Consider the following 15,195-nt stretch of genomic DNA (forward strand, 5'->3'; position numbering starts at 1 on the left):
CCGGAGTGGAGGTGCACGGACGTGACGGTCCCCAGCTACGACGGAGCGCTCGCCGAGTTCAGCGCACTCCGGACCGAGATCGACTCGCGATCCAAGTATCAGCAGCAGATCCTGTCGTTGCAGCTGACCCTCACGAGCGCCCTTTTCGGACTCGGCCTGGCCAAGCCGGTGCCGCTGGGCGTCCTACTAATCATCCCGCTAACGTCTTACCTGCTCTGTGGGCGCTACATTGGACAGCGCTCTGCCATCCGCTGGGCGTCGCGGTACATATCCGAGCAGCTCAGCCCGCGAGTGCCGGATGGCCTCGGCTGGTCGGCGTGGGTCGCCCGGAACCGCCGACCCGACCGCCTTTTCGACTGGTACGTGCCAATGCTCATCTGCTTCCCCGGGGCGAGCCTGCTCGCGCTCGGCTGGACCCTGCGGCTCGTCTTCGTCCCAGGCCACCGCTCCGGCTGGGCCACCACCGGTCTGGTCGTCGTCTGGCTGGCCGGGCTCTTCGCCGCGGCGGGATGCGGCTATCTCGTCAGCCGCGTCTTCCGCGACCGATCACCGGCGGCACCCTCGAGCCCATGATGCGAAGCGCTGGGCGGAAGGCTTAGCCGCTTGCGCGGGCGACCGCTTCGCGCGAACGGCTGTGGTGGTTACATGGCCGCGTCCGCCTCCTATAAGATCCGGTCCGGCTTGTCCGGCAGCCCACTGGCCGCCTGAGTATTCGCTGCGACCCTAATGGAGATACCGGGTCAGCCGTTGGCAACCTTTCGATCGCCATTCCGAGCGCAATGCACTCACATCGGCGAGCAGCGGATGCGATGCGCCGGCGACGCCGCATCGCTAGTGATAGCGCCTTCAAGACCGCTGGTGGTTGGGCACGGTACTTGCCTCCCCTCATCGCCGTCGGTCCGCTGGAGGCTGTGCGCGTTGGGCTCAAGGCGGTGTTTACGGTGACCCGTGCGCGGACAGGTGTCAGCGAGGGCGTCAGCGAGGTGCCGGTTGACGTGCGCTGGAGCCGTTGCGTGCCGGAGACGGCCAGTGGCGGCGCACGGTGCGTTCGGACCTGCCGATTCGGGCGGCGACTTCGGCCGGGTGCAGCGTGGGGTCGCGTCGCCGCCAGTAGGCGACCGCTGGGGCGGTGTCGACCGGCACGTCGTCTGGGTTGGTGTCCGGGGCCGCATGCGGCAACTCCGGGCTGCTCGCGCCGTCGTTGTCTGCAGGTCCTGGCTGCGAGGCCTCAGATGGCCGTGTCGGCGGCGTGTCGTGAGCCGTGTCGTGAAGCGTGTCGCCGCGCCGTGCCCGGGTGCGGGCCGCACGGATGACGGTCGTGGCTGGTGATTGTTCGGCTAGTGGCGGAGCTATTGGCGGTGTGACCAGGGCTGTGCCGAGCGTCGCGGCGTGGATCCTGGCGGTGATCTCGACGAGGCTGACGCTGGCGACGATGACGAGCCCGTCGACGGAGATGGGCAGGAGGTAGGCCGCGCCATGTTCGGTCTCCCCGTAGCGGGCCGCGACGCCGACAAGGTGCCAGTAGCTGACCCAGGTTGCGATGGCGGCGATGACAGCGGTCGCGGCGAGGCGGATGGCGCGGAGCAGGCGACGGTGGTGGGGTGCGCGGGAGATCAGCTCGACGGTGAGCAGCAGCGCCAGAGGCGGCCACGCGGCGATGATCTGGCTTATCGGGTTCGGCCGGGCGTGCAGCACGTTCGCGGCCACTGACGCGACGACGCCGAGGGCGAGGCTTGCCCGTACCGCCCACCGCAGTCGCTGCAGTTGGTCAACGTCGTCACCAATCAGAGCGTCCGGTGAGTTGTGACTGCTGGATGTGTTCGCGGTCATCCGGCGCCTCCCTCCGTGTTGAGCGGGCGGCGGTTGCCGGAGGCATTGCTGTGGCGGCGAAGGTCGGCGATGAGTCGATCGGCGAGGGTGAGGCTGTCGTCGCTGGGTTCGGCGTCGATGTCGTTGAGCCGGCGTGCCAGGGTTCGGCGCAGCATCCGGATTCCCTCGACATCGCCGAGGTCTGCGCGGGCTCGCATCGCTGCCTGGTACAGGGCTTCGTGGTGGGGGTTGTGAGTGATGGCGGCGTCAAGGACGGCCAGTTGCTGCACGGGCTGCCCGGTGAGGGTGTCGGCGAGGGCGAGGTGCGCGTCGAGGGCTTCCTGGCGTATTGCCTCCCGGTAGGGCTCGATCCATTCGTAGTCGCAGCCGTCGGCGAGGGGACCGGTGTAGGCGTCGACTGCTTGGCGTAGCGCGGCGGCGCGGGTTTGTGGGTCGGTAGCCTGCGCGGCGTCGCGGATGGCTGTGCGCATGCGCCACAGGTCGATGTCGAGCAGGTCTCGGTTGAGGACGTAGCGGTGGTCGGGGTGGGTGACGTGTCCTGCGGATCGGCCGGCGTGGCGTAGGACGGCGCGCAGTCCGGAGACGTAGGTGTAGAGCCGGCCGGCGGCTTTGCTCGTTGGGGCGTCGGGCAGCAGGTCGTCGAGGATCGCCTCCGTGGAGGCCGCGCCGTCGTGCACCGCCAGGTACACCAGCAGCTCGAGGGATTTGGCGCGTGTTGTGCGGTGGGGGTCTGCGCCGACGACGGCGGGTGCGCCCAGCACCTGGATCCGCACGGGCTTGCCGTCCTCGGGGTCGCTGCCCCTGTCGCTGGTTGCCTGATCTGGCGCCTGCGAATTCTCAGGGAGCCTGGATGCTGGGCCGGCGGTGCTGTCCTGGTGCGCGTCTTCTGGCACGGCAGCGGTGCTGCGGGGTTTGTCGGCTCGGGTTTCGCCGCCAGCAGCCGGGTCGGTGATGGCCCCTTCGGTGTGGGTGGCAGGAGAGGGCGGAGTCTCGGCTGCGGGCGAGTGGGCAGCGTCGGCGCGCGCAGCGGATAGGCGTTCGGTGGGCGCGGGGACCTGTGGCAGCCCGGTGTGTGACTCCGCGAGGGTGGTGAGCAGGTCAAGGGCCTCGGCCGGGTTGAGGACGGTGAGGCGGTCAATCTCGTCAGGGTGGGTGGTGTGCCGGGCGTCGCGGTCGCCGGAGGTGGTGGTGCCGTCGGTGGCGACGGTGATGGTGTCGCCGGGGGGCCAGTGGCCGAGGAGAACGCCGTGGATGTTCAGGCGTGGGCCCTGGTTGAGCAGGGCGGCGATCCGGGCCTGCTCGCCGCTGGGGTCGGCCAGCAGCATGACTGGTGGGACGGGTTCTTCGTAGGGGTTGGCGGCGCGCAGCTCGTCGACGGTGCCGACGTCATGCTGCTGGAGCAGCCGGGTGCGGTGCATCGTCTGCGCTTCGAGGATCCGCAGGGCCTCGTCCAGGTCGGAGGTGACGGTCAGCCGCGGCGTACGGGGCACGTTGGCTTGGCCGAGCAGCGTCGCCGCGGTGGCTGAGGGCAGGACCACCTCGGTGCGGGCGTCAGGATGTTCGGCGCCGCCAGCGGCGAGGGCGGCGATGAGGAGTCCGCGGGCGGCAGCGTGCGCGCCGGGCCCGGTGAGGCCCAGTCCCGCCGAACGCCGCGGCGGCGACAGCAGGGTGTGCGGTGTCGGCACGACCGGCCTCGGGCCTTCGTCTTCAGCCTTGTCAACGGCAGGGTGCGCCTCGTCGCGGTCCGATGTCCGGTCGTGCCGTTCACCGCTGGCGGTGTGCCGGTCCGGGTAGGGGTTGGCGGCGCGCTGGTGTGCCGGATCGCCCAGGTGTGAGTAGCGGGCGGTGGCGCGACGCAGCCCGCGACGGATCTGGGCGACGACCGGCGGCATGGGGGTCAGGGTGGTGTCGTCGAGGCGAGGCCGGTTCGAGGGTGTGCGGGGGACGTAGCGGCGTCGGCGGTGGGCCCAGACCAGCGCGACGGCGGCGACGATGGCGCCGGCCAGGCCGAGGTCGACCCAGCTGCCGGTGGGAAGCGACACGCCTGGGGAAGGCTTCTCGGCCGGGCGGCTGGTGTCTGCCCTTGGGCTGATCGCGTTGCCTGTTGAGCTGGGTTGGGCGGCGTTTCCGTGGGGGTTCGTGGTGGCGGCGGGTTGCGGGGCGGGCGGGTGTTCGGTGTGCGCTGGCGCCGGACGTGACGGTCGCGGGTCGGAGTCCGGCGCCCCATGCTCGTCGGGATTGCCGCCCTTCGGTGGTGCTGTGTTAGCAGGCGGGCGTGCCGTGGGGGGTGGGTCGGCGTCTGCCGGCAGGTCGAGGGTCCAGCCGGGGTAGATGACGTTCGGGTCGCGCAGGGTGCCGCCGACGTGGGTGAAGTGGGTGCCGCGGTTGAGGGCGAAGATTTCCGGCCAGCGGTCGGCGTCGCCGAGGGTGCGTGCGGCGATACGGCAGAGGCTGTCTCCGCGGCGCACGGTGTAGGTGGGTGTCTGCGCGGCTGGTCGTGGATCCGGGCTGGCCTGGTGGTGGGACGTGGACGTGGTGGTGGTCGGTTCGGCGGCGGGCATTGCGCTGTTGCTCGTGTCGGTGGCGGGGTTGGCGTGTGCGGTGGCGCCCGTGGCGGTGGTGACGGCGGTGGCGCCGAGCAGCGCCGCGGTGAGGCCCTGGAGCGGGCCGGGAAGGCGGAGGGTCGTCGTCCAGCGCAGCCGGCGTGCCAGCGCGGCATAGGCGTGGGTGAGGATGGCGGTGGCCAGGAGCAGCCACAGCGCCACTGCTCCGGCTTCGGCGAGGACGATGACGAAGCCGGTGCTCATCGGTTGGGCGATCCACTGCCGAGCGGTGGCCGGTGAAGGTAGCTGCGGGGTCCATGTGCCGGTGGCAGCAAGGATCACCGGCACGGCTGTTGTGGACAGGACGACCGTGGTGGTGGCTGCTGCGCGTGCTGTTGGGAACGTCACCTGGCCTCCCCTCGTGGCCCGCGCTGGCAGGCGGGGTGCTGCCGGTGCGTGGGGATGGACGGTGCCGTGACGCTATGGCCGCCGTGGCGGTGATGGGCGGTGATGAGGGCTTACAGAACCTGACACGACCTCACACGACCTCACACCCGCAGGTCAGCGCCGCCCCGCAACAGCTCCTGACACGTGGCCGCACGGGCAGATCAATGCTGCTGATGGGGTGAGCGGCTGGGTCAGCGCGAGGTGGGCGCGGGTTGGTCGCTGGCGGCAATGCCAGCGAGTTGCAGCCGCCTCTGGTAGCCGTCCAGGAGCTGGGCAGCGGCGTCGGCGTCGCCCAGCGCGCTCAGCTGGTCGGCAGCGAGTTGGTGCAGCGTCTGGTTGTAGGGGTCGACGCGGATGGCGTCCTGCAGGAGCCGCAGCCGGTGGTGTGGATCGGTCTGGGCCGCCGCGGCGCTGGCGTAGGCGTCGAGGACGAGCCGGCGGGTGGCCTCGCGCGGCGGGTCGATCCAGGCCCAGGTGTGACCGGCGGCGAGGTCACCGGTGTAGGTGTCGATCACCGTTTGCCAGGCGGGTGCGGGGTCGCTCAGGGCGGTGGCGGCGTGGTGGGCGGCGGCGTGCAGCCGCCACAGGTCGACGTCGACTCGATCGGGGTTCAGGTGGTAGCGGTCGTCGGTGTGTCGGAGGACAGTGACGCCGGTGGCGGTGCGGATGGCGGCCCGTAGGTCGCTGAGGGTGGTGTAGAGGCGGCCGGTGACCGTGTGGGCGGGCAACCCGGGCCAGATCGCCTGGACGAGGTCTGTGGTGGTGGCGCCCTGGGGATGGACGGCGAGGAGCACCAGCACTTGCAGGGCGGCGCTGCGGCGGATCGTGACGGGCTCCCCGCTGGCGAGGAGAGCGAGCCGGCCGAGCACCCGCACCTGAAGACGGGGGTTCGTGACCGCTGGGATGTCAGGCACTGCCGCCCGACGGTCACTGCCTGCTTGGCGGGGAATCCGGGCGTGGCCAGTCTCCGCTGGCTGCCGCCGCGGCGGAGCCGGTTCGCCGACGGAGTCCTGCCGTTCGCGAGCGGGGTGGGCGATGACGGCGAGCAGGTCCGTCGCGGCGGTGCGGTTGAGGACGCAGAGCCGAGGTCCTGTCCGCCCGGTGTGCTCGTCGCGGCTGTGGCCGTCGCGGTCGATGCTCCAGGTGGTCACGGGCGGTCCGGCGCCGAGCATCACGACGGTCGCGCCCACGTGTTGCAGGGTCGCGAGTTGGGCGGCCGTCGGAGCATTCGGCGGGTCGGTGAGCAGCAGCAGCTCCGGAAGGCCCGCTCCCCCACCGGGCGCGGGAGGTGCCTTGATGAGGGAGGCAAGCAGCGCGGCCGCATCGTCGACGGTGTCGACGACGCGCAGGCCGGGGATCGCTGTGTCCGTGGAGATGTCGGGCAGGAGGGTGGTGAGAGCGGTGTGGGTGATGAGCAGGCGGGTCGTGTCTTGTGGGTCTCGCATGGCGGCGAGCAGTCGGGTGAGCAGGATGCCGCGGGCTGCGTCAGCGGCGCCGTCTCCGGTGAGGGCGACGCAGGGCGTCGGCAGGGCTGGCAGTGCCGCGGTGGCGGGTGTGACGGGCGGCTGCTGAGTGTCTGCGTCGGTGAGGGCTGTGCGGACGGCGGTGACGGTGGTTGGTAGCGGCGCCAGGTCCGAGTCGTCGGGTGAGGGTTGTCCGGGTTGGTAGGCCCGGCGGCGGCGCAGCCACACCAGGGCTGCCGCGGCGGCGACCTGTTGGGCGGTGGTGTCGGGTAGCCAGCCCCCGGGCACGGTGACCCCATCGCCGGCCTGCGTGTCGGCTGCGCCGTCGTGCGGGTGGAGGGTGCCGGTGGAGGCTGAGACCGGCGGGATCGGTGTGTCCACGGTGGGGAGGTGGGCGGTGTTGAGGGCGGCGGCGCCAGCCACGGTGGTGGCCGCGGCCTGCCAGGGTGTGGGCAGCGGTAGGTGGCGCAGCCATCGGGCGCGGGCTCGTGCCCGGCGGGCGGCGGTGGCCGCGACGGTGCAGGCCAGGCCCAGCCACACCAGCCAGGCGAGGGCGGTGAGCCCGGCCGTGAGGGTGTGCTGGTTCAGCGGATCGGCGATCCAGCTCCGCATCTGCGCCCCGGTGGGCGACGTGGGCAGCGGCGGCCCGGCGAGTGTGGTCAACAGCCCCGGCGGTACAACCAGCATGGTCAAGACGAAGGCGGCTGACACCACCCGCCGGGGCCACCTCATCCCCCGCACTCCCACCCGGTGACCTGGTCGCAGGCTGTGGGTCGTCGGGTCATCGGGCCGGCCGACGAGGCGGTGGGGCTTGTTGGCGCAGGAGGCGGGTCCACAGCTGGCGCAGCCACCACCCGGCCACGGCGATCGCGTAGATCACCCCGAGGATTCCGGAGGCGGGCCAACTGACCAGCGCGGCGGTGATGACGGCTAGTGGCGCGCCGAGGATCAGCCGCAGAATCGGCTGGGACACGACCGCCATGACCGCGCCGATGCCGAGGAGCAGGCCGCCGACGCGTCCGGCGAGGTCGATCCACAGGACCATGTTCGGCCAGCGATCGGCGGTCAGGGAGTACTGGATCAGCGCCATGCCGAGCCCTGCGGTGATCACCGATCCGGTGGGGAACGCGAGCAGCTTCGACCAACCGCCGGGTGGGGTGCGCCATTGTCTGGCGGCGACGAGCGCCATCACGGCGGCAGCGGCGACGATCGGGGCGATCGGCAGGAGCGTCCAGCGGAGGAATCCGCCGACGGGGTCGCCGATGTAGAGGCTGCCGAGGACGGCATACATTCCGGCGACGGCGACGCCGAGGGATGCCGACGCCAGGATCCCGGTGCCGGTCTGCGAGCCAGGGCTGGCAGACGGGCCGGGTGTGCGGCTGGTGCGGGCGGTGATGGCGGAGGCGAGGACCGTGCCGGCGCCAAGGCTGGCGATCACGGCGAAGACGGCTGCCACGGCGAGTTCACCCCAGTTGAGCAGCGCCCACTTGTACATGAGGCTGCCGTTCCACTCGGGGGTGAGCAGGAACTGGGAGATCAACGCGAGCGAGGCGAAGCCGGGTACGGCGATCGCGACCGCCCGCCGCACCGGCGGCACCGGCTCCTCCCCCACCTGCTGCCCGGCGGTGGCGTCGGCGGCGCCGGCTTCCGCTGCCCCGCGGGCCGCCGCCAGCGCAGGATCGGGGACCACGGTGGGGGTGATCCCTGCGGTTTCGGTGAGCACCTTTTCCAGTAGCGGCATCCGGGCGACACCGCCGACGCAGTAGACGCCTGCGAGGTCTTCGGCCCTGATCTCCGCGGCCGCGATCGCATCGGTCGTCAGTTGGGCGGCGCGGTGCAGGATCGGGTGAGCGGCCTGTTCCAGCAGGCCCGTATTCAGCACGATGGCTGAACCCTGCGGCTGCGGAATCGTGACCGCGACATGGTCGGCCAGGGCGTGCTTGCCGGTACGGACGCTGGCCATGAGCGCCCACCGTTCGCCGTCACGTTGGTCAGGGCTGGTGCCGGCGAGCAGGGCGGCGAGGGCGTCGTCGATCGCCGTGCCGCCGGCGGCCGTGTCGGCCAGGGTGGCGAGGACCTCGAAACCGGCCGGGCCGCGTCGCAGGACGCTGACCTCCGCCCCCGCGCCGACGTCACAGACCGCGATGAACGATCCGACTGGCAGCTGCACGCCCGTGGCAAGGAGGTGCCCGGCGACCGCCACCGGCGCCTCGATCAGCGTGGGTTGGGACAGGCCTCCGCGGTGCGCCGCGTGACGCATCCACGTCCGCCGCCTCGGGCCCCACCCTGCTGGCACGACCAGCCGCACATCCTCAATGTCGGAAGCGGCCACCTGCTGCGCCTCCTGAGCGACTCGACGCAGGGTCGCCGCGACCAAATCGAGGGGATCGACGTCCGTGCCGGCGACGTTCAACCGCTGGTCAGGAGGCTGCCGCGGGGAGGGGATGAACCGATCAGGGACAGTAGCGGCCGCCTGCCACGCCTGGTGGCCCGTCAACGCCGCCCCGTCTGGGGACAGAAGAACTGCGCTGGGCAGCTCGGGTTCCCCGTCGAACAGCAGCGGCGCCCATCCGCCGTCCGGCCATGCCACCACGGCGCTGGTGCTGGCGCTTCCGCAGTCGATCGCCAGCCGCGCCTGCCCCGCTCGCATAGATCTTAGTCAAACACGAGGATCACCTTCACGTCACCCGTGAATTACTCACAGCCACGCACCAGGGTCCGCAGATTTGGCGGTGACGGGCCACCGCAGCGCGGTGCCCCGCGGTGGACGAACTCCGGCGCCCCCTCGCGCCTGACCAACCACGACTTGACCAACTACCGCACCATCAATAGACAGACGTCAATCGGCAGCCCCTATTGGAGGAGGCCATGAAGCCAGCCATCTACCCGATGACAGAGCATGCACAAACCGTAGCGGACAGGTGGACGCAGGCCGCCTTGTCCTGCGATCCCGCCGACCATGCGCGGGCCGAGGCGGCGGCCCGGCTCGCTTACCAGGCGGCCGGGCAGCGCGAGCCGTCCCGCTTCCTCTGGTGCCCCTCTCCCCTGTCCGCTGTCGAACAACTGCGACGCCTCCTCGAAGACGGACACACGTCGCTGGTCACCTCGGTGCGGCGCGACAACCTCAACCGGTCCCTGGCTGTGGCGCGGGCGCCGATCTGGGAGCAGACCAGCGAGCTCGATCGGTTCAACGCCTTCGGGGACTTCCACCACTTTATGGAGTGGACCGGTTACTACGGTGAGCAGCGCTACGACGGCGTCGAAGCCGTTACGACCTTATGGAGCACCCGTACCGCTGCAACCCCGTCACCGAACCGGAGCGTCGAACCCTCGAACCGGTGCTGCACACGGTGCGGCGGGTGTACGACCTCGTGCATGGCCCGATCTGGGCAACCATCGACGGCAACCTCACCGCCAGCTACACCATGCAGCCGGCCTGGTTCTGGGACGCCGAAAGCAGCATCGTGGACCAGGACGACGAAGGACGTGCCGTCGTTCGCTACTGCCTGAATCCCCGTGACTGGTTCTTCGAGCCAGCCTGGAACTACTACCCCGACTGGCTCCTGCTGGCCGCCATCGACACGTACCAAGAGGTTCTGGGCACCAGGCCAGGTGCCGCCTGGGAAGGATGCCGGGAGGTGGCCCTGGCAGCCGGGCCCTGGTGGCCGCTGACCGACGTTGCCGTCATGAGTGAACGCCCCACCGTCCTGCGGATCAACGCGCAGGGCCGGCTGCACGCCGAGGACGAGCTGGCTGCCGTCTGGCCCGACGGCAGCCTGATGTGGGCGCGGGACGGCAAGGCGCTCCCGCCGCGCTGACCATCCGACACAAGCAGGTCGCAACGGGCGACTCGCCGGCCGCTTCATCCGCGGTTGGGTCACTCAGCGACGGCGAGAACGCAAGTCGGCCGGAGAGGTGTGCCCTCTGAGCTATGTCGGACACTAAATTTTGAACCGCGACCCCTTGCACTGCCCTAGCCACCGCGAGCGTGGTCGTGCTCGCCGGAAGTGGTTGTTACCTGCACAGATGGGGCAATCTTTGGTCGCTTGTTGTCACTGCTTGTGAGCGTCAGGACAGGGTTCTCGGGGGCGCGAACGGGAGCACCGTCGGAACCGTTCACGCCTCATCGCTCCGCCACCACTGCGCAGTCCTGGAATCGGCGTACGGGCCGACCTCACCTCAGCGGCAGCCGAAACGTGGGGGTTCGTGCTCAACCAAATCTAGCCGCTTGGTGACCTCTTCGGACGCGCCGAAGAGGTCACCGAGCATGAAGCCCTCGTCAGGGCCGGGCCGCTGAGATTGGTCTCCAGAGAATAGGAATACTCCTGGCTGGCAGACGGACGCATGCCGAGGAGAGCACCTATTACCGGGCCGCGCGCCGGTGTGCGACATCGGCTGCTTGCGCTCATCTCTGGTGAGCCCGGTCCGCTACCCAGACGCGCTGTAATAGATCCGACACAGAATGCGCCGTCAGATCTTTACAAGCTTCCGTTGGCGGCGTTTGAATCAGCCATGGCGATACGTCGACCCGGCACAAGCTCGGCACGGCCGTGGGCGTGAGCACCACGCCGCCGCGGACCATGGCCGCTGCGCGCGCGTCGGGGGTTGATCGCCTCCTCTGCGCGTACGCCTGGCTCGAGCCGTCGTTCGCCCGCTACGTCTACACCGTGCTCATCCGCCCCGGTCTGTGCGCCATCCCACCGGCGTACGGCGTCGACTTCGTGGCGCTGGCGCGGCACACGATGGCATCGCGGCGGCACCGCGCCCTGGTTATCCTGCTCGCCACGCTCGACGTGCTGCTCGTCGTGGCCGCGGTCCCGATCGTCTTCGCACTCGGCGGCCTCTCCGCCGGCATTTTGCTTACCGCGGTGATCATCATCGCCGGCGGTGCATTCCTCATCTTCGTACTGACCGGATGGCACCTCTACGTATCGCGCACCAGAGCCAGCCGCATGCTCTCTGATCCCCACGGCCCGGGCACCTCCGCACCGATGCTCGACAAGGACCTGGAAGAGCGCCTGCAGGCGCGCGCCGGTGCGAACGTCATCGTTTTCGGCCACGGGATTCCGTTCGTGGGCGCGGGCAAGCTGCTGAACCGGTGGAAAGTGCAGGTCGACACGACGAAGGCAGGCACGGACGCCAAGGGCAACGTACGCACGATCCTGCCGGTCAGCGCGGAAGAGCTGCAGAAGGCGCTCTCGGTGACCATTCGTCAGGCCGGGATACCCGACGTCAAGGTGCACAATCGCCTGTTCGTGGCCGGCAACTACGCCACCAGGGTGCAGGGGCTGCTGCCGCAACCGGAGCAGCCGCCGACGTCCAGCGTCGATCGCAGCGAGATCCGCAAAGCGATCCAGAACGCGTCCGAAACGGCCCGCACGTACCTCTGCATCGAAAAAGACTCCTGGGCCGGCGAGCTTGTGGTCACCGTCTTCGTCCGGGCGGTCGAGTTCGGTACCGATCTGTTCGTGGAGTTCTACGCGTACGTACTGTTGCCGCTTCACCCCGTGGTCGCATCGGCGAACAAGATCCCGGTGACCTGGCTCGGTCGGGTTGGCCAAGCGGTCCGTTACGCCGTGCCGATCAGCCTGCGGCTGGCCCGCTGCGCGCCCGGCACACTGCTCCTGATGGCACGCTGGCGCTGGTTCATCGCCATGCGGCCGACCCGGCAACGACGGTTGATCCGCAAGCTGTCCACCTTCAACTATGGCGCGTCCGGCAGCATCCGGGCCGCGGTGGCCGCCAAGCAGCGGGAGTGGCTGTTCGCGTACGAGGACGAGGAGATGGTCGTCCAGACGCTGCGCACCCAGATCCTCAAGGTGATCGTCAAGTACGTGAAAGACCACGGCATCGACACCTCGGACCTGGAGCGGCAGCAGACACGAATTTTCCATCAGACCTACAAGATCGGCGATATCAAGGGTCGGAACGTGGTGATCGGCGACAACACGATCTTCAATGACCTCGCCATGGGATGGAGCAGCGCCGAGGACGAGGACGACGACGAAAACGGGGACGGCAAGGGCGCAGCAGGCAGCTGACAACGAAGGGGGCGACCGTGAGCCACTTCCAGACAGGCAGCATCAGTGGTCAGAACATCGTGGTCGGAGACGGCAACCAGGTCGCCTACCACGGGTCGTGGTCGCCGGCGCTCGAAGCGCTCTCGCAGCGCGTCCAGCAGAATGTCGCAACGGTTCAGGAGATCGAGGCCGCCCTGGCCGAGCTGCGAGCGGAGCTGCAGCGCCAACCGGTGCGCCGGGAACGCGTCCGCGAGCTCCTGACCACCCTGGCCACCGGGGCCGGCGCGCTGACCGCCATGGTCGAGAGCATCGACAAGGTGCGGCAGGCACTGGGCCTGCAGCCGTGACCGGACCGGTCTACGTGCTGGCCGACACATCCGGCTCGACGGTCCGAGACGGCTTCCACGAGGGCCTGCACCTCGCGTTGCCGCACCTCGTACGGCTGGCGGAAGACCAGGGACTGGACACCCGGATATGTCTCGCCAGCTACGGCGACGATGCCACGCTGCAGGTGCCGCTGATCGGCGCGCGCGACCTCACCATGATTCCGCGGATGCCTGCGGGCGGGCTGAGCTCGCTCGCGGCCGGCCTGCGGATGCTGGTCCGCGTGGTCAGCCACGATCTTCGGCAGCTGCGCTCGGACGGCATCACGACGGGCCGGCCGGTGACACTGGTCGTCGCCCACGGGCTGCCAACCGACCGCGACCAGCAGGTGCTGGCGGCCCGTGAACCACTCGACAGCGACCTGCACGTGGTCGCGCCGCTGGGAGAGGACCACCTCGCGTTCGCCGCTCTCGCCGCGACGCTGCACCCGATGCGGACCGGAATCGCGGGGCGGGTGGCGCGTTCAGTCATCGAAGCGGCCCGGCGCGCGTGGGCCGGGTCAGGGGGTTCCCAGTGACCAGGACCGGCCGGGTCGCTGCCCGGACGGCGCGACTTGCGTGAGCACCGTGTCCACGCCGCCCATCGCCAGCCAGGTCTCGTCGCCGACGATCGCCGCAGCAAGGAAGTCTGCCCGCGTCCCCGGAGCGCGCACCGTGACCGCGTCCCACCCCCGGCGGGCGAAGACGGCGTCCGCCCGGACGGCCACCACCTCCCCGGTCACCATTCCGGCGAACACCCGGGACCCGGCGACTGCTACCGTGACCACCTCACCCGGCACCGCGACGGATATCCAGGAGGCGATGTCGTCGCGGGCGATGTCCCAACGCGTCACCAGAATCCGGCCGCGGTCGGTGGCCGCCGCAAGCCAGGCGACATCGTCGGAGGCTCGGCCGACATCGAGCCGCGTTGCCTTCTCTCCAGGTGCGCCGCACGTCGGCAGGTCGTCGTCCGGGTCGTCGGCCGGCCAGGCGCGCCAGGTGCTGCGGCGCAATCGGTGTCCGTCCACCGACCACACCAGGTGGTGGAGGCTGTCGTCGATCGTCAGCGCCGTGATTGGGCCGCGTAGGGCAAAGCCGTCGCGTGCCGCGACCACCAGCCTCGGGGTGTCCGCGGTGACGACGTCCTGGCGGCAGTGGACCTCCGCGGCGTGCGCGCCCTGCGCCCCCGGCCAGACGACCACGGCCCGCTCACCGTTCCTCGTCACCGCGACGTCGCTGATCCCGTCGTTCAATGGGGTCGCCAGCTTTTGCCAGGGTGTCGGGCCGGTCCGGCCGACCGCCGCTGCGAAGATGCCGCGGGCAGTCCGGGATACCACCATCAGGACGCCGTTCGGCCACGCAGCCAGCCGCACCACGCCGCCCGACCCCGCCGCCGGCCGGACCTCGTCGGCCGTCGCCGTGCGCCACACGGCGACGACCCAGTCGGCGATGTCAGGTCGTAGCCCCGCCTGCTCGGACAACACCCGCCGGGCGGCATCCGGTTCGCCGTGCGCGAGCAGGTTCGGCACCCCGAGTTCGGCGCCGACTGCCAGCAGGCGCACCGCCCGGTCGTCGTGTGGCAAGAGGTCGAGCAGTCCGCGGCTCAGTCGCCGAGGCTCGGCGGCGAAGGTCGGGTCGGTTTGGAGCAGTCGGCGCAGTGCCCGGCCCGGCTCGTCGACGCTCAGCACGCTGCCCATCCTCCTTCTTCGCCCTCGCAGGGTCCAGGTCCGAACCGGAAGGGAGCACGATGGCCGACGACAGGCGCGCCACCGAGGATAACCGCACCCTGGTGCTGGCGTTCTATGTGGTGGTCGATGTATCACAGTCGATGGAGGTGACCGGGGCGATCTACAGCGCCAACGAGATTCTGCCCAAGGTCGCCGACGCGATCGACAGCAGTCCAATGCTCGCGGACATCGTCCGCTTCGGCGCGATCGATTTCTCGGACGATGCCCGCGTCGTACTCCGCTTGGGCGACTTGCGGAACGTGCCGACGCTGCCGAAATTCACCGCCCGCGGCCGCACCTCGTACGCAGCCGCGTTCCGCCTGCTCCGTCAGGAGATCGAAAAGGACGTCACCCAGCTGCGCAGTGACAACTTCCGGGTCTACCGGCCTGCGGTCTTCATCATCACCGACGGGGAGCCGACCGACGACGATCACGAGCTGAAGACGGCGTACGAGGAGTTGACGGACCCGCGATTCCAGGCGCGGCCCAACATCCTGTTGTTCGGGGTGGGGAATGCCACGAAGGAGGCGCTCGACCCGTGGGTGTTTCCCAAGACCGGCAACAAGTCCATGCGCAGCTACGTGGCCCGGGCCGGCGCCGACCCGAAGACCGCCATCACCAGGGCGGCCGAGGCCTTGCTGGGCAGCATCGTCGCCTCCGCCGCCTCGGTGAGCGAGGTCGGCGAGAGCGGTGGATTCGTTCCGCCGGACGACGAGGACCTCGATGACTGGATCTGATGTCGACGCCGAGCACGGCTTGTCTACTCGAGTCGGTGGTCCGCCGGGATGGTACCTGCACGACAA

Annotated in this window: 11 protein-coding genes; 6 read left to right on the forward strand and 5 right to left on the reverse strand. The window is 70.1% G+C overall.

Translation table 11 applies throughout. The features are described 5' to 3' along the window. Positions 1-21 precede the first annotated feature (21 nt). A complete protein-coding gene (locus tag ABZS80_RS30370) occupies positions 22-573 on the forward strand; it encodes a hypothetical protein (protein ID WP_355061232.1) in 552 nt (183 codons plus the stop codon). A 402-nt stretch (positions 574-975) separates the two neighbouring features. Here the strand turns inward: ABZS80_RS30370 and ABZS80_RS30375 are convergent, their stop codons facing one another. From ABZS80_RS30375 to ABZS80_RS30390, 4 genes are all read right to left on the reverse strand, one after another. Next, positions 976-1,830, reverse strand: a complete 855-nt coding sequence (locus ABZS80_RS30375) for a DUF2637 domain-containing protein (RefSeq protein ID WP_355061234.1) — start codon at positions 1,828-1,830, stop codon at positions 976-978. Beyond that, entirely contained in the window at positions 1,827-4,391 is a 2,565-nt protein-coding gene (locus ABZS80_RS30380; RefSeq protein WP_355061236.1) for a BTAD domain-containing putative transcriptional regulator, read from the reverse strand. Before ABZS80_RS30380 ends, ABZS80_RS30375 begins: the two co-directional genes overlap by 4 nt. A 620-nt stretch (positions 4,392-5,011) precedes the next feature. Further along, the gene (locus tag ABZS80_RS30385) at positions 5,012-6,970 is read right to left on the reverse strand and encodes a hypothetical protein (protein WP_355061238.1); all 1,959 of its coding nucleotides are present in this window, start codon (positions 6,968-6,970) and stop codon (positions 5,012-5,014) included. 94 nt (positions 6,971-7,064) lie between these two features. Next, on the reverse strand, positions 7,065-8,696 hold the full coding sequence (locus ABZS80_RS30390; RefSeq protein ID WP_355061240.1) for an Hsp70 family protein: 1,632 nt from the start codon (positions 8,694-8,696) through the stop codon (positions 7,065-7,067). 925 nt (positions 8,697-9,621) lie between these two features. Here ABZS80_RS30390 and ABZS80_RS30395 point away from each other — a divergent pair. The 4 genes from ABZS80_RS30395 (at position 9,622) to ABZS80_RS30410 (ending at position 13,204) form a co-directional block, all read left to right on the forward strand. Next, entirely contained in the window at positions 9,622-10,101 is a 480-nt protein-coding gene (locus ABZS80_RS30395; protein WP_355061242.1) for a DUF6745 domain-containing protein, read from the forward strand. Positions 10,102-10,839: 738 nt separating this feature from the next. Further along, positions 10,840-12,324, forward strand: coding sequence for a hypothetical protein (locus tag ABZS80_RS30400; RefSeq protein ID WP_355061243.1), 1,485 nt, complete (start codon positions 10,840-10,842; stop codon positions 12,322-12,324). Positions 12,325-12,341: 17 nt separating this feature from the next. After that, positions 12,342-12,650, forward strand: coding sequence for a hypothetical protein (locus ABZS80_RS30405; protein WP_355061245.1), 309 nt, complete (start codon positions 12,342-12,344; stop codon positions 12,648-12,650). Beyond that, entirely contained in the window at positions 12,647-13,204 is a 558-nt protein-coding gene (locus ABZS80_RS30410) for a hypothetical protein (RefSeq protein WP_355061247.1), read from the forward strand. Before ABZS80_RS30405 ends, ABZS80_RS30410 begins: the two co-directional genes overlap by 4 nt. Here ABZS80_RS30410 and ABZS80_RS30415 read toward each other — a convergent pair. Next, positions 13,187-14,362 (reverse strand): hypothetical protein, encoded by a 1,176-nt coding sequence (locus ABZS80_RS30415; protein ID WP_355061249.1) that lies wholly within the window; start codon positions 14,360-14,362, stop codon positions 13,187-13,189. The genes ABZS80_RS30410 and ABZS80_RS30415 overlap by 18 nt on opposite strands. A gap of 50 nt (positions 14,363-14,412) precedes the next feature. On the opposite strand from ABZS80_RS30415, the gene ABZS80_RS30420 reads away from it, so the two are divergent. Next, positions 14,413-15,129, forward strand: coding sequence for a VWA domain-containing protein (locus tag ABZS80_RS30420; protein ID WP_355061251.1), 717 nt, complete (start codon positions 14,413-14,415; stop codon positions 15,127-15,129). The last annotated feature ends 66 nt before the right edge of the window (positions 15,130-15,195 follow it).

The organism is Micromonospora sp. NPDC005305 (assembly GCF_040607315.1).
Lineage (GTDB): Bacteria > Actinomycetota > Actinomycetes > Mycobacteriales > Micromonosporaceae > Micromonospora.

Bases quoted from the DNA above. Each gene is read 5' to 3' on its own strand.
- ABZS80_RS30415 (WP_355061249.1), bottom strand. From the start codon at position 14,362: ATGGGCAGCGTGCTGAGCGTCGACGAGCCGGGCCGGGCACTGCGCCGA.
- ABZS80_RS30375 (WP_355061234.1), bottom strand. From the start codon at position 1,830: ATGACCGCGAACACATCCAGCAGTCACAACTCACCGGACGCTCTGATT.
- ABZS80_RS30385 (WP_355061238.1), bottom strand. From the start codon at position 6,970: ATGCTGGTTGTACCGCCGGGGCTGTTGACCACACTCGCCGGGCCGCCG.
- ABZS80_RS30380 (WP_355061236.1), bottom strand. From the start codon at position 4,391: ATGCCCGCCGCCGAACCGACCACCACCACGTCCACGTCCCACCACCAG.
- ABZS80_RS30420 (WP_355061251.1), top strand. From the start codon at position 14,413: ATGGCCGACGACAGGCGCGCCACCGAGGATAACCGCACCCTGGTGCTG.